The sequence below is a fragment of the Bacteroidota bacterium genome, from assembly GCA_017303905.1.
Classification (GTDB): domain Bacteria; phylum Bacteroidota; class Bacteroidia; order B-17B0; family Aurantibacillaceae; genus JAHEYG01.
In genome coordinates this window covers 509,163-526,946 of sequence record JAFLBH010000001.1, presented here as the reverse complement: position 1 = coordinate 526,946, position 17,784 = coordinate 509,163, and the positions used below count along the sequence as shown (strand labels likewise).

The following is a 17,784-nucleotide window of genomic DNA, read 5'->3' as shown; positions in this document are numbered from 1 at the left end:
ATATTTTTAATTCAAATGGTGGGAGGCGAATTGTTGTATCAGGTAGGTTTAACCCTATTGGAAGGCGTTGGAGATGTGGTGGCTAAAAATCTTTTAGCTTATTGCGGAAATGCCGAAGAGATTTTTAAAGCAAATAAAGCGCAATTATTGAAAATTCCGGGTGTGGGCGAAGGTCTAGCCAAAGCGATTATTGCGCAGCAACACGTTTTGAAAGAAGCCGAAAAAGAAGTTCGTTTCATTGAAGAAAACAACATTGAAACGCTCTTTTTTACCAATGAAAAATATCCGCAGCGTTTAAAATATTGCAGTGATAGTCCGGTTTTACTCTATTACAAAGGCAATGCCGATTTAAATACTGAAAAGATTGTGGCCATTGTAGGCACACGTCAGCCCACCGATTACGGCAGAGAGCAAACCGAAAAATTAGTGAATGAATTACGCGGCAGTGGTGTTTTAGTGGTGAGCGGATTAGCCTATGGCATTGATGTGTTAGCACACAAAAAAGCCTTGGAAAATGATTTGGATACGGTGGGTGTTGTAGCGCACGGACTCGATCGCATGTATCCTCAAACACACACAAGTATTGCCATGAAAATGCAAAAGAAGGGCGGGATACTTACCGATTTCAGAAGCGGTACTAATCCGGATGCCGTTAATTTTCCGAAGCGAAACCGTATTGTGGCGGGTATGTGCGATGCCTTGATTGTGATGGAAAGTAAACGCGATGGCGGAAGTTTAATCACGGCCACCATTGCTAACAGTTATAATAAAGATGTGTTTGCCTTTCCGGGAAGAAGTACGGATGTAATGAGTGAAGGATGTAACGGTTTTATAAAATCGAATAAAGCAGCATTGATGGAAAGTGCAGCGGATTTGTTTTATGTGATGGGTTGGGAAAGCGAAACAAAAAGTAAAAAGAAAGAGAGTTCACAAATTCCGCTCTTAATTAACCTCAGCGAAGAAGAACAAAAAATTGTGAATTGCTTTAAGGAAAAAAAGCAATTGCACATGGATGAAATCAGTTACGCCTCCGGATTTACCATTAGCAAAGTAGCGGCCTTATTATTGCAACTCGAATTCTCCAACGTCATTCGCTCCCTACCCGGAAAAATGTATAGTTTGGTGGGGTAAACTTCCTTGAAACTTTTTGATTTAGAAAAATAATTAGCGTCTCTGTCACAAACCCCTCTGTCCTGCGGACATCTCCCCTTGGCAGGGGAGAATTCTTTCGTGATAGATTCAAAATTTTTAGCAACGATTTTCCTTTTTTTTACAATTCAAGCCAATTTATAAACGAACAGCCCCTCCCCCTGCTAAGGGGGAGTCCGCGAAGCGGGAGGGGGTTTGTTCTTAAATATAATAAAAGGTCTTAACCAAAAAAACTACAAATTATAGCAAGGATCAAAAACAACTCCTTATAATTTTGCTGTATGCAGATAAGAAATAATAACAGGTCTTATTTAAAAGAATACAGAAAAGATTTAAGAGATAACACAACTGTTCCTGAGAAAATACTCTGGAAATATTTAAAAAATTCTCAGCTGGAAGGAAGAAAATTTAGACGACAACACAGTTTCAAAAATTTCATTCTTGATTTTTATTGTGCAGAAGAAAAATTAGCTGTTGAGTTAGACGGAGAACATCACTTCACTGTTGTTGGATTTGAACATGACAAGCAGCGAGATGATTTATTATTAAAGTATGGTATAAGAACCGTTAGAATTGAAAACGAGCATGTTTTTAAAAACACTGAGGGTGTGTTAGATTTAATTAAATCCTATTTTCAAAATAAATGAAAGAGTGGCATAAACCCCTCTGTCCCCAGCCTGCTGCGCCACGGCTGGCAAGTTCGGACATCTCCCCTTCGCAGGGGAGAATTCTTTCGTGGTAGATTAAAAATTTTTTAGCAACGATTTTCCTTTTTTTACAATTCAAGCTCCATCAAAAACGGAAAGCCCCTCCCCCTGCTAAGGGGGAGTCCGCGAAGCGGGAGGGGGTTTTACCACAATATAAAACGAAGAGTCTCAAACTTCAAACAACTTTTTAAAACAAAACCCCTCTGTCGCTACGCGACATCTCCCCTTAGCAGGGGAGAATTCTTTCATGGTAAATTCAAAATTTTTAGCTACGATTTTCCCTTATTGAAAATTAAAGCTGAATCAAAAACGAACAGCCTCTCCCCCTGCTAAGAGCTTGTCCCGTCCCGATAGCTATCGGGATAATCGGGAGGGAGTCCGCGAAGCGGGAGGGGGTTTATCCCCAAATAATCTTTCTATTCTCCTCTCGGAAGTGTATATTTGCTCTATGCTGCTACGCGACATAGTTGGACAAAAAGAAGTAAAAGATCGTTTGATAAAAATGGTGAATGAAAACCGTTTACCTCACGCACTTTTATTTACAGGCTATGAAGGCAGCGGCAATTTAGGAACCGCTATGGCTTTTGCGCAATATTTATTTTGCAGCAACAAACAAAACAACGATGCCTGCGGTGAATGTCCGAGTTGTCAGAAAACAAATAAATTGGTACATCCTGATTTGCACTTGGTGTTTCCTATCGCCAAATCGAAAGATGTAAAAAGCAGCGCCGATTTAATTAAGGAATTCCGTGAGGCGTTTTTAGAAAATCCTTACTTAAGTTTAAACGATTGGTTTGAAGGTCTGGATGCAGAAAACAAACAACCGATTATTCCTGTTGAGGAAAGCGGCAATATCATCCGCGAATTAAGTTATACCAGTTACGAGGGACTATACAAAATAATGATCATCTGGCAGCCGGAGAAAATGAACACCGAAGCCGCCAATAAATTATTAAAGGTATTGGAAGAGCCGCCTGAACAAACCATTTTTATTTTGGTGTGTAATAATCCTGATCAGTTATTGGCTACAATTATTTCGCGCGTGCAACAAATACCGTTTTTGCGTTTACAGGAAGCGGAGATAAAAGAAGCCTTGGTAAAAAAGTTTGGTGTTACCGAAGAGAACGCGCAGCAAGCGGCATTTTTATGCGACAGCAATTTTAATGAAGCCATCAAACTATTAACGCAAAGCGATGAGCAATTATCTTTTTTGCAACACTTCCAAAGCTTTATGCGCCTGGCTTTAAAGTTTGATTGCGACAAAGCCTTGCAGTGGATTGACCAGAACGCTGCAACAGGACGCGAAAAACAAAAACAATTTTTACAATACGGACTCGAGATATTCAGAGATTGTTTGATGTATAATTTTGGCTCACGCGATTTAGTGCGCTTGAGCGGCAACGAAAAACAATTCTTAGAAAAATTTGCGCCTTTTATTACCCAGCGCAATTACGAAATGCTGGTAGAAGAATTTAATAGCAACTGTTATTACATAGAGCGCAACGCTAATCCTAAAATTTTATTTATGGATTTGCTGCTGAAGACAAATGAGTTGATTAATAAGAGGTAGTTACTTTCTTTTTTTCTTACTTTAAAAAAATGCTACATTTTATAGCAAGCATTGTTATTCTTTTAATATAATTTTGTTTCCCTGTTTTTACACTTTGTTCTATTTTCGCTTTGTGGATAAGCTCACCAAAGAACAACGACGTAAAAACATGCAGGCAGTAAAAAGCAAAGGCTCTAAGATTGAAGTCTTGCTTTCAAAAACCCTTTGGGTGAAAGGATATCGATATAGAAAAAATGATAAAAGTGTTTTCGGTAAGCCGGATTTAACTTTTAAAAAACTCAAAATTGCCGTTTTTGTTGACAGTGAATTCTGGCACGGCAAGGATTGGAAAAAGCGAAAACATGACCATAAAAGCAATCAAGACTTTTGGCATAAGAAAATTGAAAGAAATATTGCCAGAGACAAAGAAGTTAATAAGGTTTTGTTAAAAGAAAATTGGCAAGTTTTGCGTTTTTGGGGAAAAGAAATAGAGGAAAATTTGCAATATTGTATAACCAAAATAGTTAATGCTATTCATGAAGCTGAAAGAAAGTATAACAATCGATGATTTTGAAGGGAAAAAGTTTAGAATTAAACTGGTAGAACCTGAAAGCAACAAAAAGGCAGTTGTTACACACTATCTTCACAACTATCATAACGGCGTAAAAAAACATTACAAAAAAGAAGCGGAAAAATTTATAAAGGAAATGGTGCTTTATAAGTTTCCTAATATAAAATATTCGGAGGTTGCTGAAAGCGCCTTACAACAATTACTTTTTGAAGTAGAAAACGTTCCATTTCCAACACCTGAAAATTATACGTTTAAGTTTATTGATTTGTTTGCCGGGGTTGGCGGTTTTCGTATAGCAATGCAAAGTCTCGGAGGCAAATGTGTTTTTACAAGTGAGTGGGATAAAGAGGCGCAAAAAACATATAAAGCTAATTTTGGTGAAGTTCCGTTTGGTGATATTACCAAGGAAGAAACAAAGAAATTTATACCTGATGGATTCGATGTGTTGTGTGCGGGTTTTCCTTGCCAAGCATTTTCTATAGCAGGAAAAAGAGGCGGTTTTGAGGATACACGTGGTACTTTGTTTTTTGATGTAGCTGAAATTATTAGAAGAAAAAAACCAAAAGCTATTTTTCTTGAAAACGTAAAAGGATTAAGAAATCACGACAAAGGAAAAACATTAGAAACCATATTAAATGTATTAAGAAATGATTTAGGATATTTTGTGCCCGAGCCTCAAATCATTAATGCAAAAGATTTTGGTGTACCACAAAACAGAGAAAGAATTTTTATTGTAGGTTTTAGAAAAGATTTAAAAGTTACTAGTTTTAATTACCCTAAACCAACCGATAAGAAAGTTAAGTTTTCTGATATCAAGGAGAAAAAACCTGTTTCAGCAAGATATTATTTGTCTACTCAATATTTAAAAACCTTAAAAGCCCATAAAGAAAGGCATGCCAATAAAGGCAATGGTTTTGGTTACGAAATTATTCCCGACAAAGGGATCGCCAACGCTGTTGTTTGCGGCGGAATGGGACGAGAAAGAAATTTAATTATTGATACTCGCTTAAAAGATTTTACGCCTGAAACAAAAATTAAGGGAGAAGTAAACAGGGAGGGAATTCGTAAAATGACCCCTAGAGAATGGGCAAGGCTACAAGGCTTTCCTGATAATTATTTAATTCCTGTGGCTGATGCATCTGCCTATAAACAATTTGGAAATTCAGTTGCGGTGCCTGCAATTAAAGCAACCGGGAAATTAATAATTGAAACGCTTTTTAAGCATATTTAATTCTTTTGTCTGATTAATTTGTATCCTCCTTGCGGGAACTCCGTTGATTTATCTATCCAAACAAGATTAAGTTTTTCTTTTGATCTAATTAATCTAATAGTTCTAGTCCAGTCCCTAATGCCGCTTATGGCCTCTAATTTTATTGGCTCTATAACGGTATTCGGACTAAGTTTAAACAATTTTACTAAACGCTGATATCCGCTCTTTTCATTCATCACCTCCCTCATTATTTTATCATCAAAATCAGAGAAAAAATGCTTTTTACCTCCATTACACTCATTACAAAGAGTCCACAAGTTCTCAACGTCGTTTGTTCCGTTCCATTCTACGGGAATTTTATGATCAACTTCCAATTTTATACCGTCTTGTACTGTCTTTCCGCATCTTTGACAAGTTGAGTTATCTCTTTGTAAAATAGAATAGCGCAATTTATTGTTTATTGTGATTCTGCTTTTCTTTGTTTCATTCTTTAATTCAGAAACGAGTGTATAGCCTTCCTTGCTCGAAACAATCTGCCATCCTTCTTGCCTTAGAGTTCTTAATGATCTTTGCCAGTCGTGTACATTTGCTGTTTTACTTAAAAGCTCTCTAGTAAGAGTCTTTCCTACATTGTCTAATAATTTCTTTAATAGTTTTTCTTTAGCGCTACTCATAGTTAATCAAAAAACACTTTTGGTGAAACATTAAGGGCCTTTCCAAGCTTTTCAATTACAACTAATGAAACATTCCTTTCACCCTTTTCAATACTCGGAATATATGTTCTATCAAGTTCCGCCTCAAAGGCTAATGCCTCCTGAGACATTCCTTTCTCTATGCGCAATTTTTTAATTTGCTTTCCGAATTTTTTTCTAATATCCATTAAGTGAATTTCTAATAATGTAGACATTAGTACAACGGACAGTTGTCTACATTCAAATAATTATAAAAAATATTGTTGGGAAACTCTTCTTGAGGCTAAAACGAACGCTTAATCCGCCTACTTCTTCACCACAGTAAACTCCACTCTTCGGTTTTGCTTTTTGCCTTCGTCGGTAGAATTATTGGCAATAGGCTTGGTGCTGCCATAACCTTTAAAAGTAACGCGGTTTAACTCCACACCTTTGGTAATTAAATAATCGGCCACTGTATTGGCGCGTTTTTCACTGAGGATTTTATTTTGTTCTTCACTACCGGTATTGTCGGTGTGTCCGCCAATCTCAATAAACACCTGAGGATTTTTTACTAAATAATTCGCAAACGCATCCAGCTCCGGATAAGAGGAAGGCAATAACACCGCGCGGTTGGTTTCAAATAAAATATTTTTCAAAATAAAAGTTTTGTCTACCAACACTTCAATGATGGGCTTTGTCGTATCGTTTCCAAAATTGGCTTCTGCAATCGCAACCGGACGAATGGTATCAATGATAGGTGCTACAACAGTATCAAACTTGGCCACAACAGGCGGCGGTAATTGATGTAAGCTTACATCATCAATGTAATAATACGCATCACGGTCGGTGCGTTGATTTATTTTTGTGCGCACGCCCTTTGGCGGACGGGCATTGGTTTCATCATAATCGTAAATATCAAAACTTCCTATCAGTAAAAATTGTTCTCCGCCATGGGCTTCATACTCCACAACAATCTGATGCCAGTTCACGGTGTCGGTACCCACTTGATTTTTTAAAGGCACATTCACCGGGTTTATATTTCTGATGACATCGCTGCTGGTGTAGTTTGGTTTTGCATTTAAAAAAACAACGCCCATGCGGTAAATCGCCGCACGCGAATAATCCGCTAAACTGATATACATCGTTAACTCATATTTGTTGCCGCCTATCAAAGGCTGATTCAATTGTGTAATTAAATATTCTCTGTAATCAGCATGTGAGAACAAATAAAATCCCGCGTAACATTTTCCGGTGTTTGCTTTTTGTGTGCCGAATGGATTATGCGGTACTTGTGCTTCCGATTTGTCTTTTAATTTTTTTCCACACTCACATAATAAATCCGTAGTGCCCCAACTAGGCGAAGACCAAGAGGCATTTAATCCTATAGAAGAAAGTAATACGGGAACTTTACTGTTGGCTTCAAAGCTGGAATCGGCCACCAGGTTTTGTGCCCGGCTTAATTGAAAGCACAAAAGAAAAAACAGAATTAATTTTAAGTGTGTAAAATGTAAACTCATCCGGGGCAATAACGCAAATTAGTTTTTTGGTTACAGTTTGAAATAACAAATTTTTAGGGACATATGAAAGTGTAAGGTAAAAGCCCTTGGGGTATTGAGTTGCAAACCCCCTCCCTTTTGTGTAAGTGATAAACCCCCTCGCCCTTACGCTTTCGCGTAAGCGCACTCCCCCTTAGCAGGGGGAGGAGCTGCCCGTTTTTGATGGAGCTTATATTATCAATTAAGAAAATCTTTGCTAAAAAGTTTGAATCGACCATGACAAAATTCTCCCCTGCTAAGGGGAGATGTCCGCAGGACAGAGGGGTTAAATTTACTTACTCCACCACTACTCTTCCGCTATACACTTTTTTATCGGTAGAGATTATTTTATAAACGTAAACGCCTTTAGCTTGCGATGAAAAATCGAAGGTTTGATGTTTATTTACTTTTTCATTAAGCACTTCTTCGCCTAATACATTATAAAAAATAATTTGTCCTTCACCTTCTACGGTAAATTTTCCGCTTGTTGGATTTGGATACAATGCTAATTGATCGTGCAGTTTATTTTCTTTTATTCCAACCGTAGTGCCTGTAAGTTTAGCAACAAACACATCATCGCCACAACCTTTATAAACGTTATGCGCTCCAAAAGAAGCAATAGCACTATTAAACGAACCACCTACATACACGTCACTTCCGCTTGCTGTAACCGCTACGGCATTGGCGGTTTCATCATAAGTAGCGGCGGTAGCTGTATTCGCCCATGCGGCAAAACCATTACTTGTATACGCCGCCACAAATAAATCGCGATAACCCGCAGCAGCGTTGGTAAGTGTGTTTGTTCCAAAAATAATAGTTGCACTGATATAATACCCGCTGACAAAAACATTTCCTGCCACATCCGTTGCTATGCCATTCCCCGCCTCAGAATCTACATCGCCTGCTTCGACGGCCCACTGTGCATTGCCGTTTAAATCATATTTCGCCAAAATAAAATCAGAAGTTCCCGCGCTATTGTTGTTTAAGGTTGTTGTTCCAACCGCAATGGATGCGCTGTTAAATCCACCGGTAATGTATAAACGATTTCCTCTGATCGCAATGGCGTTTGCGTAATCATCCATACTTCCACCCGTGCGCTGTGCCCAAACCGCGGTCCCCGAACCGTTATATTTAGTCACAAAAATATCTTGTGTATTAACGGTGTTATTATTAATAATGCCGGTTCCAAAATTAATATTTGAACTCGAGAAATAACCTGTGAGATAAGCATTGCCTAAGCTATCTGTGGCAACACCATTGGATAAATCGTTCGCTGAACCACCGGCACTTTGTGCCCATTGCACATTTCCGCTTGCATTATATTTTACGATAAACACATCGCTGGTATTTGTTCCGGCGTTGGTGAGTCCTCCGCTGCCAAAGCTGATGCTGTTACTATTAAAACCTCCACTCACAAACACATTGTTGCTTGCATCAACCGCTACGCCCAGTCCTCTATCGCCGCCGGTTCCGCCACCACTTCTTGCCCATACCGTACTTCCGCTCGCGTCAAGTTTAGCAACAAAAATATCGCTGCTTGCGGTGCCGGCATTTGTAATGGTATACGTGTCCATGGCCATCGCAGAACTAGTGAACCATCCGGTAACATAAATATTTCCGCTTGCATCAATCGCAATTCCGTTTCCAATTTCTCCGTCTACTCCACCAAACGTTTTTGCCCATAACACGTTTCCTGAAGCATCGTATTTAGCAATAAACATATCCGCTGTAAAATTACCCGGATTGGTAAGTGTTATGGTTCCAAAGGTAATTGTGGCACTGGTGTACCATCCCACCGCATATACATTGCCGCTCGCATCAACAACAGTTCCGGTGGTAGCTTCGTTACCGGTAGCACCTGCACTTTTAGCCCATTGCCAGGTATTTGTTTGCGCATGTGTTGCTTTTATAACAAACAACAACAATAAAGCGGTTAAAGTTTTTTGTAAACGTGTTTTCATGCTATATCTTTTAATTATTCTAATGTAATATTTACTTCAATGGTTTTCTTTTTGTTTTCAATGGTGATGCCGTATCCGGGATTTGAATAGGCGAATCCGTTTCCATCACTGTAAGAAGCTTTTATAAAATATTTTCCTTTGTTTAATCCCTCTATTTTAAATTTTCCGGCTTCATCCGTTAAGATCGTTTGATTAAAACTCTCGGTTGATTCGTTTGTTCCGTAAGCTATTCTAACGGTAGCCATGCCTGCGGCATCATTGCTTCCGCTTACGCCGTTCTTGTAAACCACTGTTCCGCTAATGGTGTTTTTTCCGCCGGGTCCCGCTTCTTTTTTACATGCGCTAAAAAACACCGTCAGCATTAAAACACATATGATATGATAAATGTTTTTCATGTCTTAGTGATTTTTATAAAACTGTGCGTTAAACGTAAAACTCATTTCATCGGCGATGTTGGTTGTCCAAACACCGTAGGTTTTATTATTCGCTGCGCTCATGTTTCCTGTTTGGTCGGCCAAGGCAGGAACAGGCACCCACTGCACGGTGGAATTGGTGTCCATAAAATCGGAACGCTTGAATTTTAACTTCGCTGAAAAAGAAGCGCGGTATCTGTCGGTAATGGCATCACCGTTAGTATCAAAATCTTCTGTGCCATTATATACTAAATACAAAACGGCCGGTTTAAAAATGTGCGTGCCATCCGGATTTCCGCTTGGTGCGCGGTAACGGTTAAAACGCATGTTGCCAAAAACAACATAACCCGTACCTGATTTTACAACACTGGTGCTTTTAAACCAAGCTGTATCACTAACGGGATCTGTAATTGTTTTTAAGCTATCTAAATAAGTAACGCCCATGTAACTGCGAATGCATTTTCCAACGCCGTCGCGTCCGGGCTCTCCTGAATCTATAGACGACAATTGTACCCAGGCATTTATTTTGCAAAGGCTCAAATCAGTTTCGTTGAAGACAAACTTCGGAGAAAAATTAAAATTGTTGAAGCGTCCGGTTAACATTCCGCTCGACCAATCGAGGTATTTCGATTCCCAGTTTACATTGCTGTGAGCCTTATCAAAAGTCCAGCTAATATCAACAGAACCGTTTCCTGTAACAGGAGTCCCGCTAAGAGGCGTAATGGTATCTTGTTTATTACAACTGTAAAATGTTATGGCAAGTACCAAGCTTAAAATTATTGCCGATGTCCATTTAATCCGTCGCATATGTGAATTTAACATTTTAATAAAGATACAGAATTTCTAATATTATAAGGGTTAAAGCCCCGCAAACACAGCAGATATCGTGCCAAAAAAGGTGATTTTTTGAATTGCTACAATTTATGGCAAGCACTTGCTACTGTAGAGCCTAACTTTGTGTTTGTATTGATAAACCAAAGATTTAACATTTTTCAATATGCTTTTTATGTTAAATGTTAACTTGAATGAATAACACTAAACATATAATAAAAAACGTTTAATGGATTCCCTTGTTTTATCCTAAATAAAAGGAGCTATGGCAGAGGTTGGAAAAAAGTTTGATTTGGAAGAACGCTTAATCAGTTTTTCTTTATTAAATATGGAAATTGTAGAAATGTTGCCGAATACTAAGGCCGGAAATCACATAGCGGGACAGCTGCTTCGTTCGGGCACCTCTCCCGCTTTTAATTACGGTGAGGCTCAAGTAGCAGAATCCAGAAACGATTTCATTCATAAAATGAAAATTTGTCTAAAAGAATTGAAAGAAACAAGCATTGCCTTGGAAATTGTCAAAAGAAAACCTTTGATAAAAGAGCTTGATAAAGTTGAAAGGGCAAATAAAGAATGTAAAGAGCTCATTTCAATATTCGTAAAAAGTATTGAAACAGCCAGAAGAAACAAGTAATAATGCCGTTAGTAAACGGGAAACTTTAACATTTTTCAATATGCTTTTTATGTTAAATGTTAACTTGAATGAATAACACTAAACATATAATAAAAAACATTTAACAAGATAATGGCCAAAACTAAAACAACATATTTCTGTCAGAGCTGTGGAACACAACACAATAAATGGGTTGGAAAATGTACGAGTTGTAATGAGTGGAATACATTGGTGGAAGAGGTTGTAAGAAAGGAAACTAAAAACGATCGCCTGCAATTGTTTTCGGGGAACAAAGACCCTAAACAAAGTAACAAACCCGAGCTTTTACAAGAAATCGGCTTGCAGGACTATCCGCGCATTCCCGTTCCCGGAAAAGAATTAGCCCGCGTGTTGGGAGGCGGGATTGTGCCCGGAAGTATCGTTTTATTTGGCGGTGAGCCGGGCATTGGTAAATCAACTTTAATGTTGCAATTGGCTTTACGATTGAAAAATTTAAAAGTGTTGTACGTTAGCGGAGAAGAAAGCGAACAGCAAATAAAAATGCGTGCCGAAAGGATTGGTGTTACCACGAATTCGTGTTTCATTTTGCAAGAAACAAATACACAAAATATTTTTCAGCAAATAGAAGTGTTACAACCTCAGCTGGTAGTTATCGATTCTATACAAACGATTCATACGTCCTATATCGAGAGCAGTCCGGGAAGCGTTAGTCAGGTTCGTGAATGCGCTGCCGAATTTTTACGTTTCGCTAAAGAAACCAATACGCCGGTTTTTATGATTGGTCATATTACCAAAGAGGGAAGTTTAGCCGGACCAAAAGTTTTGGAGCACATGGTGGATACGGTTTTACAATTTGAGGGCGACACGAATCATATTTACAGATTATTGCGCGCCACTAAAAACCGTTTTGGAAGCACTAATGAAATGGGGATTTACGAAATGAGCGGCGACGGATTGCGAGAAGTAACGAATCCCAGCGAAATTTTAATCACGCAACGTGAATATGCCACCAGTGGTGTAGCCATTGCGGCCACCATGGAAGGAAATCGACCGATGTTAATTGAAACACAGGCCTTAGTAAGCAGCGCCGCCTATAGCGTACCTCAACGTTCTTCTACCGGATTTGATTTAAGAAGATTATCCATGTTATTAGCTGTTTTGGAAAAGCGATGCGGATTCAGATTGGCCGTAAAAGATGTTTTTATAAATATTGCCGGCGGTATCAAAGTGGAAGACCCGGGAATTGATTTGGCTTTGGTGTGTGGCATTTTATCAAGCAACGAAGATTTACCTATACCTCAAAATGTGTGTTTTGCCGCCGAGGTTGGATTAACCGGAGAAATCAGACCGGTAAACCGAATTGAACAGAGAATAAGTGAAGCGCAAAAACTTGGATTTGAAAAGATTTTTATTTCTACCTTTAACAAAAAAGGATTAGACCCTAAAAGCTATTCTATTGAAATTATAACCGTCAATAAAATAGAAGAGGTGTTTAACCAATTGTTTGGGTAATGCGTAAATTTAAATTCTTACTTTTTGGCATTTTTGTTTCTCTTGCATGCTTTGCACAAAATATGCGAGTTATTGATAGTTTACTTACTCTAAGTAAAAGTGCAAACGATACAACTAAAGCTAACTATTACAACATGGTAGCTGCTCTTTGGGCAGGGAGTGTTCCTGAAAAGAACAAAGAATATGGTTATAAAATAATTGAGCTAGGTAAAAAATCCGGCTCGATTAAACACGAGGGCGTTGGCTATTTCAAATTAGGAATTTATTATTATACCGTTGGTAATCAAGATTCCTCTAAATATTTCTATTTTAAAGCGATTGAGTTTTCTAAAAAAATTAATTATAGTCTTCTGGCAGCTTATTCGCATCAAAACTTAGGCCTCGTATATGAAAACGAAGGAGATTATGAAAGCGCAATTAAGGAAAACATTAGCGCTATTACGCTTTTTGAAGCGTCAAAAAAACCCCTGAATGTTGCTGACTTAAAAAACAATATTGCTGTAATTTATATTAACCAAAAAGATTATATAAGTGCAGAAAAGTATTTAATGGAGTCGTATAATTTGCTAATTAAAGAATATATACCCGGAAGTCTCGCTTATGTTTATCAAAATCTCGGGCTAATTCAAAACTACAAAAACAATGCTCTTAAGTGCGCGGAGTATTATCGATTAGCCCTTAAAGAGTTTCAAACAAGTAATAATTTAAATGGTGTAGCCGGTGTTTATCAAAACCTGGGATTAACATTCATGGATTTAAATCAACCCGACTCTGCGATATATTATTGTAAAAAAACGATTGAGTTATCTAAAGCCTTGAATAATCCCGCCACCTTATACGGCGGATATTTAAATGCTGCGAACGTATATTTAAGGTTTGTTCCGAAGCCTCATTTAGTAACAAAATATTTAGATTCTGCACAAGCTATTGGCGAGGTTCATGTCCTTCCCGAATATAAGGTTCCTTTTTTACAAACAATTGGTGAGTACCATTTAGCCTATGGTGATAAAGGAAAAGGATTTTTGTTCATGGATGACTTTTCTAACATGAAGGATTCTCTATTGTCGCTTGAAAACATTGAGCTTATCAAAAACCTAAACACCAAATACGAAACAGAGAAAAAAGATCTGCAAATACAAAATCAATCGTTAGAAATTTCCGCGCAAGAAAAAGAAAATGAAGCCAAAACAAAAGTTTTAATCATTGGCACAGTGGGATTATTTGCGGTAGTAATTTTTGCTTTTGTAGCTTTTCGCAATTTCAAAAAAACCCAAAAAGCAAACATCATTATTAATAGCCAGAAGGAACAAGTAGAGTTACAAAAAGAAGAAATTGAACATCAAAAACTACTCGTTGAAGAAAAACAAAAAGAGATTCTTGACAGTATTCATTACGCGCAAAAAATTCAGGCGGCCGTATTAACAGGTGATGATGTTTGGAAAAAAATATCGCAAGAATATTTTATTTTATTTCAACCTAAAGACATTGTAAGTGGTGATTTTTACTGGGCTTACAATACTGTTAATAGTCGCGCAGTTTTTGCTTTAGCCGATTGTACGGGGCATGGCGTACCGGGTGGATTTATGAGCATGCTCGGAAATAGTTTTTTAAATGAATTGGTTGTAGAAAATAAATTTTTCAATCCCGCAGAAATATTAAATAAACTGCGCACAAAAATTATTTCTTCCCTCGAACAAAAAGGCGTGACAGATAGGCGTGACGGAATGGATATGGCTATTTGCACCTGGAACAAATTAAACAACACGCTCGAATTTGCAGGTGCTAATAATAAACTTTGGATAATTAGAAATGGTTCATTAATAGAATACGCCGGTGACAAGATGCCGGTTGGAAATTATCACGGTGAATTAATACCATTTACTTTACATGAAATCCAATTAGAATCCGGCGATCAAATAGTGTTAAGCACAGATGGATTTGCCGATCAATTTGGTGGCGAAGGCAGTAAAAAATTAATGTCGAAAAACTTAAAATCATTCATCGTTAACAACAGTAATTTAATGTTGCAACAACAAAAAGAACTGCTTTATAATTTCTTACAGGAATGGAAGGGTAAAAATGAGCAGGTTGATGACGTGAGCATCATTTCTGTAAAAGTAGTTTGATTTCAACATTCTGTTTTTAATTTCTTAATCTAAGGCGTGATGTACTCGGCATAAAAACTTCTATATTGGCGGCGGATAAAAACCATGAGCCTCCCTGTTACTCTTGAAACTATACGCCTTCGTAACTCCACTGTAGATTTTTGGGACAATGGTATTATATATATAAAAATCGACGATAATTCAGAGGTTACTTTGGCTGATTCAGCGGCGCAACACCGTTTACTTAAAGAAAAATATGACGGAAAAAAACGCCATAAAATTTTAGTGGAACCGGGGCGTTATACCACCATCACCCCTGAAGCGCGCGAATTTTCTGGTAGGCCCGATAGCAACAATATGACAATAGCATCTGCCGTTATTGTAAAATCATTGGCACATCGGATCGTCATTAACTTCATGATTAATTTTATTCAAAAACAAAATATGCGCATGCGTATGTTCGAAACCAAAGAAAAAGCCATCGAATGGCTTCTAAGTTTCGATTAATACTATAAACATTCATAAGTGAAAAAATTAACATTTATCCTTTGCGTCTTACCTGTAATTTTTGTAACTTATGCTTCAGTAAAGTACATGAAATTTCTATCACTCATATTTTTAACTTTTAGTTTATATGGCCATCACAACAACGATAGTCTAAAAAAGCCTATTCAAAAAAACAGCTTGTGTGATGGGGTCATAGGCGTGTGCAAAAACGAAAACAAAATTAGCAGTGATTACGTTTTCGATCATCAAATCTATCTGAACCGTTGTGATACCTTGGCGCAAGTTAAATTCTGGCGCCAAATCATGAATCTTTCGAAAGACACCGTAATTATCAGTTTGGGACAATCGCGCACGGTCATTCAAAAAACATATAACAAAAACTGGTACTATTTAAACAGCGACATTAAACAACGCTTCCGCGACAGTGTTCGCACAGCGCATGGTTTAGATTCCAATCAAAAAGTTTTAGTTACTTATGGCCGTCAGTTCTTTTATGATTTTGAGAAGGCCTTCGAAAATTTTGATCGTGGCATCAATTGTTTTGTAGCTAACGGTGTTGACCCTTGGTATGCGCAAGCCATTTTATTAATTGAAAGTCCGAACAAACTACAAAAATCAAATGTCGGTGCTTATGGTCCATTTCAGTTAATGAAAGAAGTGGCCCGCATGTACGGATTAAAAGTAAATCGTCACATCGATGAGCGCGCCAATTTTGAACGATCGGCTTATGCCGCATCTTCTTTAATTAAAACTATTTGTTTACCCAAAACGCGCCAGATGCTCGACTCGCTGCACATTAGTTATAATGAAAACGATTTATGGTTTAGATTATTAGTGATGCATAGTTATCACGCGGGCGCAGGCAATGTTAGAAAAGCTCTGTTTAGCTTTGCGCCTAATGAAGGAGGCATGAATTTAATTTATACTCTTTGGAAAACAGAGAGCGGAGCCTTTAAATCAGCCTCACAAAACTATACTCAATTGGTTTTAGCTGCTATGCTGGAAATGGATAAGCGAGTTCCATTACACAACAGCAATCTGGAAGCTGTTGCGCCTTTCTCGAGCAGTTTTTTAAATAACGATTAGTTAATTTACTTTTTGTGGTTTTGATAAGTTAATCACGTCTCTAAGAGATTTTAAAGCCCTGTCATGTTTCTTCACAAAAGGATTAGTAGTATCCCAAACATATCCTGCTAAAACAGAACAAATTTGGTTCTTAAATTCAGGATTGGTTTCTTTCGAAAAGAAAATATCATACAAAGTTCCATCGTACCATCCGTTTACATAACTTCTGAACACTTCAACACCAACCATACACGGCTTCATAAACTCTTCTTCCCAATCAACATGCTCGCCTTTTAGTTTTTTAATTACTAAATGTGCGGCGTTTTGACTTGATACAGATGCTAATGTTACGCCTGAAGAGAAAACGGGATCCAAAAATTCTGTTACGTTTCCTGTTAGCACAAAACCTTCACCATAAAATTTTTCTGTAGTTACGCTCCAACCCTCGATAGTGCGCGGTTCAAACAAAAATTCAGCATCACCAAAACGCTCTTTAATGTGTGGCTCTGAATTAATCAAGAAGCGTAACGCCTCTTCCGGCGACATGCCTTTTACTTTATCATAAAACGGCGGATTGGCTACAAAACCTACTGAAGTGTTTCCATTAGAAAAAGGAATTACCCAAATCCAGGTTTGAGGTTCGTGTACCACTACTGTAATTCGGTTTGGCTCGCTATACTTTAAACGATTTGGGTCTTTGATATGCGTAAATAATGTTTTACGTGGCGGCAAAGAGCTTGGCTTGTCCATTCCAAACATACGTGGAATAACTCGGCCATAACCACTGCCATCAACAATAAATTTTGCTTTTATTATTTGCTCGCTGCCATCCTTATTCAACACTTTTGTTGTTGAATTTGACCCTTCAAATTTTATATCTGTAACTGTTGATTCAAAATTAACCTCAACTCCTTGCTTTTGTACTTCAGTAGCTAAAGTTAAATCAAACTCACCACGCGGCACTTGCCATGTCCAATTATATCCCTTTGTAAACTGGTCGGAAAAATTAAAGTCACACAAGTCGTGCTCACCACGAATAAATTTAGCGCCAAATTTTTCTTGAAATCCTTTCGCTTTTACAGCGTCCAAAAACTTTGCTTCCTCTAATGCCTCCATACAGCGTGGCAACAAGCTTTCGCCAATCACAAATCGCGGGAATTTTTCTTTCTCTACAATTTTTACTTTATATCCGGCTTGATTAATGATGCTGGCAGCAATAGTTCCTGCGGGTCCTGCACCAATTACTAATACATCTACATTTTGTTCTGTCATAAGGAGAGATTTGGAAGAACAAAATTAACCAAAAAAGGCTTGGTTCCCTCTATATTCTCTTGATTTTGGTCATTTTTTTACGGTGAATTTTTTGTGTTTAACTCTAATTGTTC

The 17,784-nt window shown here is 37.9% G+C and carries 17 protein-coding genes; 10 read left to right on the top strand and 7 right to left on the bottom strand.

The annotated features are described in order from the left end of the window. Positions 1-15: 15 nt before the first annotated feature. From dprA to J0L69_02175, 5 genes are all read left to right on the top strand, one after another. Positions 16-1,131 carry a DNA-processing protein DprA gene (gene dprA / locus J0L69_02195; GenBank protein MBN8691974.1) on the top strand — a complete coding sequence of 372 codons (1,116 nt, stop codon included), beginning with the start codon at positions 16-18 and terminating at the stop codon, positions 1,129-1,131. 299 nt (positions 1,132-1,430) lie between these two features. Next, positions 1,431-1,796, top strand: coding sequence for a DUF559 domain-containing protein (locus J0L69_02190; protein MBN8691973.1), 366 nt, complete (start codon positions 1,431-1,433; stop codon positions 1,794-1,796). Between the two features lie 508 nt (positions 1,797-2,304). Then, entirely contained in the window at positions 2,305-3,426 is a 1,122-nt protein-coding gene (gene holB, locus J0L69_02185) for a DNA polymerase III subunit delta' (GenBank protein ID MBN8691972.1), read from the top strand. 112 nt (positions 3,427-3,538) lie between these two features. Further along, positions 3,539-3,973: a very short patch repair endonuclease gene (locus J0L69_02180; protein ID MBN8691971.1), complete on the top strand. Its 435-nt coding sequence runs from the start codon at positions 3,539-3,541 to the stop codon at positions 3,971-3,973. Next, entirely contained in the window at positions 3,942-5,207 is a 1,266-nt protein-coding gene (locus J0L69_02175; GenBank protein MBN8691970.1) for a DNA cytosine methyltransferase, read from the top strand. The genes J0L69_02180 and J0L69_02175 overlap by 32 nt, the downstream gene beginning before the upstream one ends. On the opposite strand, the gene J0L69_02170 is transcribed toward J0L69_02175, so the two are convergent. The 6 genes from J0L69_02170 to J0L69_02145 all read right to left on the bottom strand — a co-directional run bounded on the left by J0L69_02170 (position 5,204) and on the right by J0L69_02145 (position 10,573). Further along, entirely contained in the window at positions 5,204-5,860 is a 657-nt protein-coding gene (locus J0L69_02170) for an HNH endonuclease (protein MBN8691969.1), read from the bottom strand. The two genes, J0L69_02175 and J0L69_02170, sit on opposite strands and share 4 nt — an antisense overlap. 2 nt (positions 5,861-5,862) lie before the next feature. Beyond that, entirely contained in the window at positions 5,863-6,066 is a 204-nt protein-coding gene (locus J0L69_02165; protein ID MBN8691968.1) for a helix-turn-helix transcriptional regulator, read from the bottom strand. A 117-nt stretch (positions 6,067-6,183) separates the two neighbouring features. Continuing rightward, complete coding sequence (locus J0L69_02160) at positions 6,184-7,296, bottom strand: OmpA family protein (protein ID MBN8691967.1); 1,113 nt, start codon at positions 7,294-7,296, stop codon at positions 6,184-6,186. Positions 7,297-7,688: 392 nt separating this feature from the next. After that, on the bottom strand, positions 7,689-9,353 hold the full coding sequence (locus tag J0L69_02155) for an SBBP repeat-containing protein (GenBank protein MBN8691966.1): 1,665 nt from the start codon (positions 9,351-9,353) through the stop codon (positions 7,689-7,691). Between the two features lie 14 nt (positions 9,354-9,367). Next, positions 9,368-9,748, bottom strand: a complete 381-nt coding sequence (locus J0L69_02150) for a carboxypeptidase regulatory-like domain-containing protein (GenBank protein MBN8691965.1) — start codon at positions 9,746-9,748, stop codon at positions 9,368-9,370. 3 nt (positions 9,749-9,751) lie between these two features. Beyond that, entirely contained in the window at positions 9,752-10,573 is an 822-nt protein-coding gene (locus J0L69_02145; GenBank protein MBN8691964.1) for a YceI family protein, read from the bottom strand. Positions 10,574-10,862: 289 nt separating this feature from the next. Here J0L69_02145 and J0L69_02140 point away from each other — a divergent pair, with 289 nt between their 5' ends. The 5 genes from J0L69_02140 (at position 10,863) to J0L69_02120 (ending at position 16,420) form a co-directional block, all read left to right on the top strand. Continuing rightward, complete coding sequence (locus J0L69_02140) at positions 10,863-11,231, top strand: four helix bundle protein (protein ID MBN8691963.1); 369 nt, start codon at positions 10,863-10,865, stop codon at positions 11,229-11,231. 111 nt (positions 11,232-11,342) lie between these two features. Then, on the top strand, positions 11,343-12,722 hold the full coding sequence (radA, locus tag J0L69_02135) for a DNA repair protein RadA (GenBank protein MBN8691962.1): 1,380 nt from the start codon (positions 11,343-11,345) through the stop codon (positions 12,720-12,722). Beyond that, positions 12,722-14,848 carry a SpoIIE family protein phosphatase gene (locus J0L69_02130; protein ID MBN8691961.1) on the top strand — a complete coding sequence of 709 codons (2,127 nt, stop codon included), beginning with the start codon at positions 12,722-12,724 and terminating at the stop codon, positions 14,846-14,848. Before radA ends, J0L69_02130 begins: the two co-directional genes overlap by 1 nt. Positions 14,849-14,932: 84 nt before the next feature. Continuing rightward, the gene (locus tag J0L69_02125) at positions 14,933-15,334 is read left to right on the top strand and encodes a hypothetical protein (protein MBN8691960.1); all 402 of its coding nucleotides are present in this window, start codon (positions 14,933-14,935) and stop codon (positions 15,332-15,334) included. 18 nt (positions 15,335-15,352) lie between these two features. Next, the gene (locus J0L69_02120; protein MBN8691959.1) at positions 15,353-16,420 is read left to right on the top strand and encodes a transglycosylase SLT domain-containing protein; all 1,068 of its coding nucleotides are present in this window, start codon (positions 15,353-15,355) and stop codon (positions 16,418-16,420) included. On the opposite strand, the gene J0L69_02115 is transcribed toward J0L69_02120, so the two are convergent. Continuing rightward, complete coding sequence (locus J0L69_02115; protein MBN8691958.1) at positions 16,421-17,671, bottom strand: tryptophan 7-halogenase; 1,251 nt, start codon at positions 17,669-17,671, stop codon at positions 16,421-16,423. Positions 17,672-17,784: the final 113 nt, after the last annotated feature.

Excerpts from the sequence above, each read along its gene's own strand:
- radA (MBN8691962.1), top strand. The coding sequence starts at position 11,343 with ATGGCCAAAACTAAAACAACATATTTCTGTCAGAGCTGTGGAACACAA.
- J0L69_02140 (MBN8691963.1), top strand. The coding sequence starts at position 10,863 with ATGGCAGAGGTTGGAAAAAAGTTTGATTTGGAAGAACGCTTAATCAGT.
- J0L69_02115 (MBN8691958.1), bottom strand. The coding sequence starts at position 17,671 with ATGACAGAACAAAATGTAGATGTATTAGTAATTGGTGCAGGACCCGCA.
- J0L69_02190 (MBN8691973.1), top strand. The coding sequence starts at position 1,431 with ATGCAGATAAGAAATAATAACAGGTCTTATTTAAAAGAATACAGAAAA.
- J0L69_02150 (MBN8691965.1), bottom strand. The coding sequence starts at position 9,748 with ATGAAAAACATTTATCATATCATATGTGTTTTAATGCTGACGGTGTTT.
- J0L69_02125 (MBN8691960.1), top strand. The coding sequence starts at position 14,933 with ATGAGCCTCCCTGTTACTCTTGAAACTATACGCCTTCGTAACTCCACT.
- J0L69_02130 (MBN8691961.1), top strand. The coding sequence starts at position 12,722 with ATGCGTAAATTTAAATTCTTACTTTTTGGCATTTTTGTTTCTCTTGCA.
- J0L69_02155 (MBN8691966.1), bottom strand. The coding sequence starts at position 9,353 with ATGAAAACACGTTTACAAAAAACTTTAACCGCTTTATTGTTGTTGTTT.
- J0L69_02145 (MBN8691964.1), bottom strand. The coding sequence starts at position 10,573 with ATGCGACGGATTAAATGGACATCGGCAATAATTTTAAGCTTGGTACTT.
- J0L69_02170 (MBN8691969.1), bottom strand. The coding sequence starts at position 5,860 with ATGAGTAGCGCTAAAGAAAAACTATTAAAGAAATTATTAGACAATGTA.
- dprA (MBN8691974.1), top strand. The coding sequence starts at position 16 with ATGGTGGGAGGCGAATTGTTGTATCAGGTAGGTTTAACCCTATTGGAA.
- J0L69_02165 (MBN8691968.1), bottom strand. The coding sequence starts at position 6,066 with ATGGATATTAGAAAAAAATTCGGAAAGCAAATTAAAAAATTGCGCATA.
- holB (MBN8691972.1), top strand. The coding sequence starts at position 2,305 with ATGCTGCTACGCGACATAGTTGGACAAAAAGAAGTAAAAGATCGTTTG.
- J0L69_02175 (MBN8691970.1), top strand. The coding sequence starts at position 3,942 with ATGAAGCTGAAAGAAAGTATAACAATCGATGATTTTGAAGGGAAAAAG.